Source organism: Acinetobacter sp. ANC 4204, from assembly GCF_002135205.1.
Taxonomy (GTDB): domain Bacteria; phylum Pseudomonadota; class Gammaproteobacteria; order Pseudomonadales; family Moraxellaceae; genus Acinetobacter.
In genome coordinates, this window is the sequence record NZ_NEFZ01000016.1 from 11,991 (window position 1) to 25,325 (window position 13,335).

General features: G+C 41.9%; 11 protein-coding genes. 1 reads left to right on the plus strand and 10 read right to left on the minus strand.

Annotated features, from left to right (window positions below; translation table 11 throughout):
• Window positions 1-110 precede the first annotated feature (110 nt).
• The 6 genes from B9T36_RS18635 to B9T36_RS18660 form a co-directional block, all read right to left on the minus strand.
• Window positions 111-3,257: an efflux RND transporter permease subunit gene (locus B9T36_RS18635; protein WP_086210915.1), complete on the minus strand. Its 3,147-nt coding sequence runs from the start codon at window positions 3,255-3,257 to the stop codon at window positions 111-113.
• Window positions 3,247-4,482, minus strand: a complete 1,236-nt coding sequence (locus tag B9T36_RS18640) for an efflux RND transporter periplasmic adaptor subunit (protein WP_086210916.1) — start codon at window positions 4,480-4,482, stop codon at window positions 3,247-3,249. Before B9T36_RS18640 ends, B9T36_RS18635 begins: the two co-directional genes overlap by 11 nt.
• Window position 4,483: 1 nt before the next feature.
• Window positions 4,484-5,806 (minus strand): TolC family protein, encoded by a 1,323-nt coding sequence (locus B9T36_RS18645; RefSeq protein ID WP_086210917.1) that lies wholly within the window; start codon window positions 5,804-5,806, stop codon window positions 4,484-4,486.
• A 47-nt stretch (window positions 5,807-5,853) separates the two neighbouring features.
• A complete protein-coding gene (locus B9T36_RS18650) occupies window positions 5,854-6,273 on the minus strand; it encodes a cation efflux protein, CzcI-like (protein WP_086210918.1) in 420 nt (139 codons plus the stop codon).
• A gap of 65 nt (window positions 6,274-6,338) precedes the next feature.
• On the minus strand, window positions 6,339-7,247 hold the full coding sequence (locus B9T36_RS18655) for a cation diffusion facilitator family transporter (protein WP_086210919.1): 909 nt from the start codon (window positions 7,245-7,247) through the stop codon (window positions 6,339-6,341).
• A gap of 131 nt (window positions 7,248-7,378) precedes the next feature.
• Window positions 7,379-8,215 carry an SDR family NAD(P)-dependent oxidoreductase gene (locus B9T36_RS18660; RefSeq protein WP_086210940.1) on the minus strand — a complete coding sequence of 279 codons (837 nt, stop codon included), beginning with the start codon at window positions 8,213-8,215 and terminating at the stop codon, window positions 7,379-7,381.
• 311 nt (window positions 8,216-8,526) lie between these two features.
• Here B9T36_RS18660 and B9T36_RS19145 point away from each other — a divergent pair, with 311 nt between their 5' ends.
• A complete protein-coding gene (locus B9T36_RS19145) occupies window positions 8,527-8,685 on the plus strand; it encodes a hypothetical protein (RefSeq protein ID WP_162900279.1) in 159 nt (52 codons plus the stop codon).
• A gap of 204 nt (window positions 8,686-8,889) precedes the next feature.
• On the opposite strand, the gene B9T36_RS18665 is transcribed toward B9T36_RS19145, so the two are convergent.
• The 4 genes from B9T36_RS18665 to B9T36_RS18680 form a co-directional block, all read right to left on the minus strand.
• Entirely contained in the window at window positions 8,890-9,777 is an 888-nt protein-coding gene (locus B9T36_RS18665; RefSeq protein WP_086210920.1) for a DMT family transporter, read from the minus strand.
• A 107-nt stretch (window positions 9,778-9,884) separates the two neighbouring features.
• Window positions 9,885-11,258, minus strand: coding sequence for an amidohydrolase family protein (locus tag B9T36_RS18670; protein ID WP_086210921.1), 1,374 nt, complete (start codon window positions 11,256-11,258; stop codon window positions 9,885-9,887).
• Window positions 11,259-11,279: 21 nt separating this feature from the next.
• Complete coding sequence (locus B9T36_RS18675) at window positions 11,280-12,200, minus strand: ABC transporter permease (protein ID WP_086210922.1); 921 nt, start codon at window positions 12,198-12,200, stop codon at window positions 11,280-11,282.
• Window positions 12,201-12,221: 21 nt separating this feature from the next.
• Window positions 12,222-13,322: an ABC transporter permease gene (locus B9T36_RS18680; protein WP_086210923.1), complete on the minus strand. Its 1,101-nt coding sequence runs from the start codon at window positions 13,320-13,322 to the stop codon at window positions 12,222-12,224.
• Window positions 13,323-13,335 lie beyond the last annotated feature (13 nt).

Sequence of the window (13,335 nt, forward strand, 5' to 3'; positions counted from 1 at the left end):
TATAACAGATTTGCCATTTTTAACTCCTAAATGCGATTAGGCTGATATCAAGTAGTATAAAAAAGCATGAGGGGTATATGTGCCTCCCCATGCTTCAGTTGATTAAAGAATTAAACTTCCGTTTCTTTCTTAGCATTCATCCAACGATACAACACTGGCAATAGTACCAAGGTCAATAACGTCGAAGAAATAATTCCACCAATTACCACGGTCGCCAGTGGACGTTGAACCTCTGCCCCTGTGCCCGTGGCAAGCGCCATAGGAACAAAACCTAAGGACGCCACACAAGCGGTCATTAAAACAGGCCTTAAGCGCAAAATCGCCCCCTGCCAAACAGCTTCATGTAAGTGGTATTGCCCTCTTAACTCTTTAATGAAGGTCAGCATGACCAAACCATTTAAGACGGCAACGCCAGACAAGGCAATGAAACCAATACCCGCCGACATCGACAAGGGAATGTCTCTTAACCATAAGAAAAGCACACCACCTGTTAAAGCAAATGGAACACCCGTGAACACCAGTAAGCTTTCTTTCATGTTATGGAAAACAGCCATCAGCAAAATAAAGATCGTCAATAATGCCAGTGGAATCACAATCTGCATTCGAGCCTGTGCCGAGGCCAGATTTTCAAACTGACCACCATATTCAATCCAATAGCCACTTGGTAGTGGATACTGCTTCAGTTGAGTTTGTACCTCTGTGACAAAAGAGCCCAAATCACGCCCTTCGACATTCGCAGTGACAATCACACGACGTTTGCCATTTTCACGGCTGACTTGGTTGATGCCATCCATCATTTTTACCGTGGCAATATCAGTGAGTAAAATACTGCCGCCATTTGGAAGTTGTATTGGCAGTTGCGCAATACCACTGACACTACGGTCTTGTTCACTGAGTCGAATCACAAAGTCAAAACGGCGGTCACCCTGTAAAATTTCACCGACATTTTGCCCACCAATGCTTGCTGACACATAGTCTTGTATGGTTTTAACACTTAGGCCATATTGCGCTGCCAAACTTTTATCAATTTCAACATTAAGCAAAGGTAAGCCCGATGTTTGTTCAACTTTAACTGCGGTACTGCCTGAAACTTGTTGAATCAATTTACTGATTTTTTCAGCTTCCGCATTTAATACTTGCATGTCATCACCAAAGATTTTGACACCGACATCACTACGTACACCCGATATTAACTCATTGAAACGCAGTTCAATTGGCTGAGAAAACTCACTGTTGTTACCGGGCAATGTCGCCAAATACGCCTGCATACGGCTACGCAGTTCATCCAATGTTTCTTTCGGGTTTGGCCACGCATCACGGGGTTTTAACATGACATAACCATCTGAAATATTCGGTGGCATTACATCGGTCGCTACCTCAGCAGTTCCTGTACGCGCAAAAATAGCGTGTATTTCAGGGAATTTTTTCAGGAGTAGCTTTTCCGTATTTTCCTGAATACGAAGTGATTCTTCTAAACCTGTGCTTGGGGAACGCAGTTGCTGTACAGCAAAGTCACCTTCACTCAGTTGCGGTGCAAACTCACTGCCGATCCGCGTTGCGAGTAAACCTGTTAATACCAATAAGCACAGTGCAAAAGTTAAAACTACCGCTTTGTACTGATAGGCACAGTCTAATACTCGCTGATATCGCTCTTTTAACCACAACATCCAACGGCTTTCCGTTTCTTTAATGTCACCTTTAACAAAAAGTGCAACAGCCGCAGGCACAAAGCTGATCGACAAAATAATGGCCGCAACCAGTGCAAGAACAACCGTCAAAGCCATTGGGTGGAACATTTTTGCTTCTACACCAGTCAATGCAAAAATCGGTAAATACACCACTAAAATAATCAGCTGACCAAAAATAAGTGGACGACGAGCTTGGCGCGCTGCTAAAAATACTTCCTTAAAGCGTTCCGACTGAGTTAACGGTCGTTTGAGCAGTTGTTGTGCATGGGCTAAACGGCGAATACAGTTTTCAACAATTACCACTGCACCGTCGACAATAATACCGAAATCCAATGCCCCTAAACTCATCAGGTTGGCACTGATGTTCTGTTGTGCCATGCCTGTTAAAGTAAACAGCATAGACAGTGGAATCACACAGGCTGTAATTAACGCAGCACGAATATTACCCAAGAATAAAAACAGGATCACAATCACCAAGATTGCGCCTTCAACCAAGTTCTTTTGCACCGTTTTAATGGCTTTTTCCACCAAAGTTGTGCGGTCATAAACTGTTTCGATTTTAACGCCTTGCGGTAAACTGCTTTGCACCTCTTGAATTTTGGCATCTACAGCTTTAGACACCGTTCGACTGTTTTCACCCATCATCATCATAGCGATGCCGAGTACAGTTTCTTCGCCGTTATAGGTTGCGCCTCCTGTTCTGAGGTCATGATCAATTGAAACCTGCGCAATATCCGCAACACGGATCGGGCTACCATTTGGGCTGGCAACTGTTGTATTTTCAATGTCTGCAAGACTGTTGAGTGTGCCAGGCACACGAACTGTGAGCTGCTGACCATTTTCCTCAATAAAACCTGCCCCACGATTTTCATTATTTTCCTGTAAAGCAGTTTGCAGTTGGCTCAAGGAAATATTTAACTGCTGCATACGGTTTAAGTCAGGAGCAACCACATAGGTTTTATTAAACCCGCCAATACTGTTGACCTCTGCAACCCCTGCAACACGTTGCAATTGTGGACGAACGATCCAATCTTGGATCTCCCGCAAGTCCATCGCGCTATAAGCTGTACCATCGGCTTTTTTGGCATTCGGTTCAGCTTTAATGACCCATTGATAAATTTCACCTAAACCCGTCGAAACTGGCGACATGGTTGGAGAAACATCACTGGGTAAATCCGCTTTGGCTTCTTGTACCCGCTGATTAATCTGCTGGCGTGCCCAATAGATGTCTGTACCATCCTTAAATACGATGGTGACTTGGGACAAACCATAGCGTGAAATAGAACGAGTCAACTGTAAATCTGGAATACCCGCCATTGCCGTTTCAATTGGATAGGTAATCCGCTGCTCAACCTCCAGTGCGGTAAAACCATTGGCTTGGGTATTAATTTGTACTTGCGTATTGGTAATATCGGGCACTGCATCAATCGGCAGTTTTTGATAGCTGTATACACCAACCGCAATCCAAGTGCAGACAAAGAGCATGACCCAAATGGCATTTTGAATAGAGAACTGAATAATTCGTTCAAACAAACCCTCAGGCTTGGGTAAATCATGATTAGTGTGCATGATCAGCCTCGCCTTTTTCGAGTTCAGATTTAAGAACAAAGCTGCCTTGACTGACATAGCGTTGTCCTGCTTTTATACCTGAAACGACTTCAATCCATTGACCATCATTTGACGCTTGTCCAAGTACAACAGGCTGTGCTTTCAAATGCACTTGCCCTTTTTGTTCAGCGTCGACCACAAATACTGACGTTTGACCTTCAATGTTTTGAATAGCACTTTTATGGACACGAAGCGCTGTTTTGGAACTGGTATTGTCTAAAAAGATATTCACCAAAACATTTGGACGTAATTCAGCCGCTTGGCTTTTTAATTTAGCGCGTACCACTAAGCGCCCCGTTTGGGCATCGGCCTGAGAGGTTAAGCTTTGGATGACGGCTTGATATTTTTGCTCAGAGGCATTTGGTTTGAACGTTACACTTTGATTGGTTTGTAATTGACTTGATAACTGTGCAGGCAGATTAAACTCAAGCCACAACTCTTTAAATTGTTCAATCACAAACAGTTGATCGGCCAATTGTACGTTTTCACCCACCACGATATCTTTTTGGCTAATCACCCCTGAGATGGGCGCTGTAATGGCAAAACGACCATTTATACCACCTGTTGCCCCCAGTGCATTTAAACGACTTTGCACGGATTGCACAGTAATCTGTGCCTGTCGGTAAGCATTTTCTGCCCGTTGGTAGTCTTGTTTAGCTGAAATGCCCTGTGACCATAACTGCTGTTCACGTTGATAATCTTGACGTGCCAAGTCCAAACTGGCTTGAGCCATCCGTAAATTGGCTTGTTGATCAATCAGTTCGGGAACGGACAGGACAGCTAAAGTTTGTCCTTTTTGTACGTTTTGACCAAGCTCCACGTTCACCCGCTCCACATGCCCACCAAAGTTTGGCGAAATGTGGGCTTGCTGATCGGTATTCACCACAAGCTTTCCAGGTAAAACAGTGACTTGAGACACCACGCCTTGTTGAGCCGAAGCGATTTGAATGCCTTGCTCTGTCAGTTGCTGCGCTGTCAGTTGAATTTCACCTTCCTCAGCATGTCCTTTTTCTGCCTCGGGCTCATCCGCATGTTCAGATTCTTCATGTTCCCCATGCTCATGTTCATCGGTGGTTTTATCTTTTGAGCTAAACCAAATTCCTATAGCAATCAGGAGCGTTGCTAGAAGCAAAAGCCCAATCATCAATGGCTGTGATATTTTTCCAAATTGGTTCTTCAGTTGCATATTATTGTGCTCCGCCAAGGATGAGGTCTTGTATTTGTGCGATTGAGTTTTTACTGATTTGGCTATAAGCATCTGAACTACTGATCTGTTCATAGCTGGTGCCGAGGCTAAGCGCTTCCGCGGTCAATGCGGTCTGCCACGCTTGACGTAATAACTGTAACTGCCCAAGGCGAATGCTTTGCAGTTGTAAGTTGGCTTGTTGAATGTCGGTAATGGATAGCTTTCCAGCTTTGAAACCTTGTAGTGTGCGTACTTGCACTTGTTCTGCCAAAGACGTTTGTTGACTGATCGCACCGAACTGCTGTTTTAGTCCTTTGAGCTCATGCATGGCATTGGCAATATCTAAAATTTGCTGCTTTAACTCGCGCTGCTGCTGCTGATTCAACAAGCTTTGCTGACGCTGGGCCATCGGAATGCTGTATTGCTGACGGTTAAAAATATTCAGTGGAATATCCACGCCGACACCTAATGTGGTATCGCTATTTTCATTCGGTGCTTGACTCCGTTTCATGCCGACATTTAAGGTCGGATTGGGACGGGCCTGCACTTTTAAACTTTCAATGTTTAAATTGGACTGTTGAATATTCAGGGCATACAGCTTTTCCAACCAACCTTCAGCAATATAACGCTGTACTGTGGCTTCACTTTGATCTGGCCATGGCATTGAGGTCGCATTGAGTTGAATATCGGCTTTGGTTTCGCCCCAAAGGTTTGAGAGTTGACGCTGTGCTACTTGTTCAGCCAGTATTGCTTGTTGATATAAACGTTGCATATCTAAGCTTTCGATTTGCGCACGTTCATAGTCAACCAAAGCAATACTGCCCGCCTGATAGCGCTTTTTGGCACTGTCTAAATTGTTTTGACTCACTTTGAGCTGTGCGGCATATAGCGATTTTTCAACTTGTGCTAAAGCCAACTGCGACCATGCAAATTTCACCACCAATTGGCTTTGTGCTGTCCACAGTTGTTGCTGTAATTGGCCTTGTTGGTGTGCTGTTTCTGCGAGTTTTTGATTGAGCTTACGCTGTCCAAAAACATCTAAAGGTTGGCTAATGGCAATGCTGAGCTCTTGATCGGTATTTGAACCAAAACCATCTTGATTGATATTTAAGCTAGGGTTTTGCCATAAACCACTGTTTTTGATGTTCAGCTCTGAAATGCTTTGACGCTGTTGCCCAATTTCACTTTGGTTTTGATAATGCTCTACTTTTACCAAAGCCTCATCCAAAGTCTTGACTGGTTCAGCAAAGCTCCATTGCATCGTAGCTGTTGTTATGCCCACAGCAAGAGCTTGGCGTATAAACGCCTTGAATTGATTCGACATGCTTTTTCCCACTAATTTTTAGAAGAAGTGGTGGGAAATATTTTAGGCTACCCCACCATTAGCGGGGAAAGTTCAGGGGGCGGATGTTGCCCCAGTAAATCAGGAGCTTGATAGGCATTATGCCAAAAAAATTGTGGCGGTTCTTTTATCTCAAGCGCGAGCGGCAGTTGATAGTTTTTTTCTTTCGGAATAATCAAATGTGCCATTGAGGGCAAATGATCTTGATGGTCTTCACCTAATTCAAACTGATCATTTGCCGTTTGAGTATGGTCATCAATACTACTTTGTTGATGTACTTTCGCATCCGATACACACAAAGTGGATTGATGATGCCCAAAATGAAAATTTTGTTGCGTCACGACTTGAGTTTTTTGTTCTTCATGGACGCAAAAAGCTGCCGCCACGTTCCAAAGACTTTGGAACATGAATAAAGCAACTAAGACGCTAATCCACGTGGTAGAACGCATAATGTCGTACTGAAAAAAACTGATGCTATTGTAAAGCCTAGACTAAGTCTAAGGTCAAGCCTTTTTTAATGACTATGTTCGTGTTGGTGTGGATGGCATTCATCATCTTCAATCTGTAAAGTCACTTGGGTAATGCCGTGCTCATGTCCTAATAACTCCACAGCTTGGTGGTATAAAGCTCTCTGATCTACATCAGGAGCGATCAAATGCGCGGTTAAATGCACATTTTTAGAGGTAATGGCCCAAACTTTAAGTTGATGAATCCCTTGTACACCGTCTAAAGCCAACAAGTCATTGCGTAGAGATTCGATATCAATTTCACTTGGTACACCTTCGAGCAAAATATTGATACTTTGCTTCAGTAGCACCCAAGTTCGAGGTAAGACCCAAAAGCCGATCAACACCGCAATAGCGGTATCTACCCACATCCAACCCGTGAAATAAATCACCAATGCGCCTATGATCACACCCACAGAGCCCAAGGCGTCACTCAGCACCTCAAGATAAGCCCCTTTCACATTTAAGCTGTCTTGACTGCTCGACACCAAAATTTTCATTGAAATTAGGTTAATGATTAAACCCAAAACAGCAACGACCAACATGCCCATACTTTGGATTTCGGGGGGCTGGCTAAAACGCTGATAGGCTTCATATAAAATGTAAATCGCTACCACAAACAACATCATGGCATTAAACAATGCTGCCAAGATTTCAAACCGTTGATAGCCAAAGGTACGTTTATCATCGGCAGGTTTTTGTCCAATTTTGATGGCGGCTAAGGCAATCGCCAAAGCAGCAGCATCAGTAAACATATGCGCCGCATCGGACAGTAAGGCTAAACTTTGTGTGATAAATCCAGCAATAACCTCAACAATTAAAAATGTCGTGGTCAAGGCAAGTGCAAGCGTTAATTTCTTGGCATTTTTTGCAGTCACTTCAACATGGCTATGATCATGGTTATGAGAACCACTCATGTAGGACTCCTTATCATTTTAATGGATGCAATGCTTTAACATTGAAATCGAAGCTTTTTTTGATTTGAAAAATTACTCGATTCAGCATACTCGGTTAAAACAATAAAATCATCCTTCAAGTTTGCCAGTCTTTATTTTTGACGCTTTTTCCCAGTCAAAAAGTTCATGGCTTGTGTATAACCTGTCGGTGTAATGCGTTGTACCAGATCCATAATTTTGGCATCTGTTCCAATTAAGACACGGCGCTCATTTTTTTCCACAGCCTTTAAAATGGACTGTGCTGCCACATCTGGCGGAGTTTTAAGCATTTTGTTGAAAGAACGGCTAGCACGCTCAGGGTTCATACCTAGCGTACGAATACTGTCACTCATTCGAGCACTATTGGCGATATTGGTTCGTATACCACCTGGGTGAACACAAGTCGCACTGACACCACAGTTTTCCAGGTCTAGTTCTTGACGTAGTGCTTCGGTAAAACCACGAACAGCAAATTTTGTCGCATTATAGGCACTCTGGGTAGGCTGTGCAGTGAGTCCAAATAAGCTTGAAATATTCACAATATGCCCAGCACCACTTTTCTTTAAGTAGGGTAAAAAAGCTTTGGTTCCATACACCACACCCCAAAAATTGATTTTAAAGATCCATTCCGCATCTTCATAGCTCAAGCCTTCAACAGTACTGGCTAAGGCAACACCTGCATTGTTGAAAATTAAATTGATCTGGCCAAAGTCTTGTTCACATTGTTTGGCCCAGTCTTCAACAGCTTTGCGGTCTGAAACATCTAGTTTTGTAAGTGTGACCGAAACAGGATAATCTTTGACAAGCTTTAATGTTTCTGCCAAACCTTGCTCATTGACATCACTGAGTGCTAAATGCGCACCTTGTTTGGCTAATTGAATAGCCAACTGCTGTCCGATACCAGAACCTGCACCTGTGATCGCAGCAACTTTATTCTCAAAATTTTTCATCATGCTCTCTAGCTATCATTTTAAACTTTATGCTTAGGTCAATTAGGCTAACTCTACACATACAAAGTACCACTGTATTTAATGTACAAAAATTTAGATCATGAATGAAATGGAATTCTCTCATGGTTCAGTATGTATCAAATTCATAGTGAATATTCTTTCACTTTTGCTTAACAAGCAATAATGAAAATCATAACAGTTCTATATATTTGCCAATACGCTGTTATATTTTTTTAATCATGTTCTGTATCTGTTTCATGCTGTCTGTGCTTTGCATAATGTACACATCACCTCAGTTGAGTGCAGTAACCATGAAAGATCTAGACCCTAAAAAACCAGCAAAATATGCGGATAGTTCTATTTCGGACAAAGCATTTAAAAACATGATTATCTGGTTTGCTATTTATTGTGGACTATTTTGCTTGGGCGTTATTTTTGTTATTGGAGCAGATAAAAACTATTTATCTTAAAGCAAAGCCATATAGTTGGAAAACATGTCTGTAGGCTAAGATGAGAGTTTCAAATCTACATTTTGACTTTAATCTATACTGGTACGAGCTTAAGCTACATATCCGTTTAAGCTCTTCACACGCAGATAGAATATGGGTTAATTCCGTATTCCATTTATTTGGTATAACCAATGTCATTACAAATAAATGACAAAGCTTTATTGATTAAGCCCAAATCACTAGAAAAGCAGCAATCACCACCAAAATAATGCCTAAATGTTCAGCTCGTGCCAGTTTTTCCTTAAAGAAAAAGGCAGAGATCAACATACTAAAAATGATCTCAACCTGCCCTAATGTTTTAACAATTGGAACAGACTGCATACTCATCGCGCTAAACCAGCCCAATGAAGCAAGGAAACTACATAAACTGACGCGAAATGTAAGTCCCACTCGCTGCCACATCGCCCATAAAGTAACACGACGAAATATACCTAAGTAAATTAAGAGCAATGAACACTGTGTACCAATCACACAGATAAGAACCCACGCCGCACGGTGAATAAACGGTAAATTAGTGAGTTCTAAACTGGCTTCACGTACCAAAAGCGATGTGATAGCAAAACATAAGCCACTACCGATACCTATACATAAGGTCTGTAATGAAAAATCGGAAAAGCCGCGACCTTTGGACATGAGGAATACTGCAAAACCGCCAATCACGACTCCTACCCAGCCTAAAATGCTCAAGTGATCAGATAAAAAGATAACTGCAACAATTGCTGCCAAAATGGCCTCACTTTTAGCAAGCCCAACACCAATTGCATAGTTTTTTTGTTTAAATAACTGAACCATTAATGCAGTTGCAGCAATTTGGCTAATTGCAGCAACAAAGATATAAGTGGCAAAACGTGGATTAAAATGAACAACTTCAACAATAGGTTGAAAATGATAAAGACTCACGATGTATATAAATGCCAAAGGTAAAGCAAAAATAAACCTTGCGAGTGTTACACCATATACATCGACAGTCGTACTGAGTTGCTTTTGGAAAGCATTTCGCCAAGCCTGCATAAATGCAGCCATAAGCGTAAAAAGAATCCATGTAACTCCCATCAAGCACCCAATATGTCATTACTTATAAAACATAATTTACCTGCTTAAAGGCAGAACATGTACTTTATTTTCATGACTTATTATTATGTGATGAATAACTTAAGTTCTCATCCAATTTCACGTTGTAACTCATTGACAGCATTCCCACGAAGACTAAGCCAATCTTCACGTCTTTTAAACAGTAATGGCGCTGCTCGATTCACCTGATCAATTAAATGCTGTAAGTCAGCATTCATTAGCTTGCCATTTTGTACGACTGTTTGACCTGCCACCATGGTCATGACAACATCTTGACCCTGAACTGCATGTACTAAATTATGATGTAAATTGAATAATTTCCCTTCACCAATTAAAGGGGTCATTCGTGGCGTTGCTGTTTTTATTGCAATAATATCTGCCTGCTTCCCTGTTTCAATAGAACCGATGCTTTCTTGCATACCTAAAGCTTTAGCCCCAAGAGTTGTCGCCATTTTACATACAGACCATGCATCTAGTGCGGAAGCATCTAAATTTGCAAATTTTGCCAACAATGATGCAGTTTTCATCTCTTCAAACATATCTAAATTATTATTTTCTTTTTCACCATCTGTTCCCAAACCAACCGCTACCCCTTTAGCTAACATTTCTCGAATAGGTGCTGCACCTGATGCTAATTTCATATTCGATATTGGATTATGTGCCACTCCCACCTGATAGTTTTTTAAGATGTCGATTTCTGTGGAGTTAGCCCATACACAATGCGCCAATAAGCATTGCGGTGCATCGAGTAAACCAAGTTGTTCTAAGGTTTGAATGGGGCGTTTGTTATAGCGTTTAAGGTTTTCTTCAACATCAAACTTACTTTCATTACTATGCGTATGAAAGCCTGTTTGGTAGTCCTGACATAAGTGTTGTATACGTTTTAATGCTTGCTCTTCTGCATAAAATAAATGCTCCAAACCCACCCAAACATTGATACGACCATTTGCACCTTGATGCCACTGCTGAATCAACACTTCATTGCTATGCAACGTTTCAAAATAATTATGATCAGGATGCTCTGCGACATAAGGCACCAGTACTGCACGAATACCTAGTTCCTTGGCAGCTTCAGCACTGCCATCCATAAACCGCCACATATCCACAATCGTTGTTGTGCCAGAAAGTAGCGCTTCCGCATAGCACAGATAAGATGCCATTTTCGCATCTTCAGGTAATAAAACCCGGTGCATTGGGTCGATAAACTGCTGTAACCAGTCCCATACAGGTAAACCTTCGGCAGTACCTCGCAGTAAACCTGAGTGACAGTGTGTATTCACAAGGCCTGGCATGAGCACAGCATCTGCATAATGTTCTACCACTAGATTAGGGAATTGAGCACGGATCTCTTCCAGTTTACCAACCTGCTGAATCAAAGTACCCTCTACAACAATGGCACCATTTTTGATGCAATCCAAATTTTGATTCATGGTGAGTACATAATCTGCACTTAATATTTTCATAGCTTTCTCAATGGATCCAATTTAAGGGGTAAATGTTTTGCCAAGTGATGCAGGTAAATTCAGCTTCAACAGTTTTTTATCTCGAGAAATCACCACCAAGACCACTATCGTTGCAACATATGGCAGCGCGGACAAAAGCTCATTGGGAATGCTTAAACCCAATGCTTGAGCATGAAACTGTAAAATTGTCACTCCACCAAAAAGATAAGCACCCAACATTAAACGTGCTGGTTTCCAAGCAGCAAAAACCACTAAAGCAATTGCAATCCACCCGCGCCCCGCAACCATGTTTTCAATCCACATTGGGGTATAAACAGTCGATAAAAATGCCCCCCCAATACCTGCCATTGCCCCACCAAATAAAACAGCACAGTAACGAATACCTAGAACGTTATAACCCATTGCATGTGCACTTTCAGGTGACTCCCCAACTGCTTTAAGTAACAGCCCTAAACGCGTCTTTGCCAAGACCCACCAAACAAATACAAAGGCCAAAATGGATAAATACACCACATAGTTTTGTTGAAATAAGATGGGGCCAATCAATGGAATATCTGACAACACAGGTATATTTAAATTTTGTAGTCCGGGTAAAGCCGTACTGACATAGTTCTGTCCAATAAATGCAGAAATACCGATACCAAAAATAGTAAGGGCTAAGCCACAAGCAGATTGATTGGTACTGAGTGAGAGTGTAAAAAATGCAAAAATCAAAGACATCAACATCCCAGCCAAAGCCCCGACTAACAATGCGCTGGCTACGCTGGCCTCATACTGGGCTGCAAAAGCAAAACCCGCAATTGCTCCGACCAACATCATGCCTTCGACACCTAAGTTAATTACCCCAGTACGTTCAGCAACTAACTCCCCCAAACCAGCAAAAACCAGAGGAGTTGCAGCTGCAATCGTACCTGCCAAAATAGCGGTTACTTCTATACTCATAATGAACTTTCCTCTCTAAGTTTACGCAACAGTTGGGTCAGTTTCTGACATCTTTGATTTGAGCTTCTTTTTTGCAAACCGATAACGTTTTTCTATCAACACATCTGAAGCTAATAAAAAGAACAGCAATAGACCTTGGAAAATCCCTGTAATAGCAACAGATAATTGCAGTTCCATTTGCGCCATTTCACCGCCCAAATAAAGTAAAGCCATTAAAAAACCAGAGAGTACAATTCCAATAGGATTTAAACGACCTAAATAAGCCACGATGATGGCTGCATAACCATAGCCTGGTGAAATATTTGGATTTAACTGTCCAATCGGTCCTGCAACCTCACAAAGACCTGCGATACCCGCCATAAAACCAGATAACCCTAAACTAAGCCAGACCGCTTTTTTTGATGAAAAGCCAGCATATTTTGCAGCCATCGGTGCTTGACCACTGACTTCTAACTTATAAGCACTCATGCTTTTTTTAATAAACACCCAAAAAATAACCACAGCAAGAAAGGTAATAAAAATCGAAGCATTCACACGAGTACCTTCAATGACAAAAGGCAAAGTCGCACTTTCATTGAACATGAATGATTGTGGAAAGTTCATACCATCTGGGTCTCGCCACGGCCCATTCACCAGATACAACAAAACAAAAAGCGCAACATAGTTCATCATTAAGGTCGTAAGGGTCTCTTCTGCATTAAAATGTGTTTTCAAAAATGCAGGAATCAGTCCCCAAAATGCACCACCAATGGCCCCCATGACCACCATTAAAGGGAGGATCCACCAACCTGTATGGTCATGAAATAAAATTGCAATTCCGCCACCAAAAATAGCCCCCATAGTCAGTTGACCTTCGGCACCGATATTGAATAGTTTTGCGCGAAAGCCAATCGCTAAGCCAAGTGCGATGAGAATTAATGGGCTGGCTTTAATGGTGAGCTCACTGAGGTTATATAGTGAAGTTAGCGGTTCAACAAAAAAGATATACAGTGCGCGCGCAGGATCTACCCCAAGCATCAGAAACAGTAAGCTACTGACCACTAGCATTGCACTTAGTGCAATAACAGGTGATAACCATTTCATGACTTGAGAAGGCTTTTCTCTAGGTTCTAATAAATACATGTGACCACCTTTA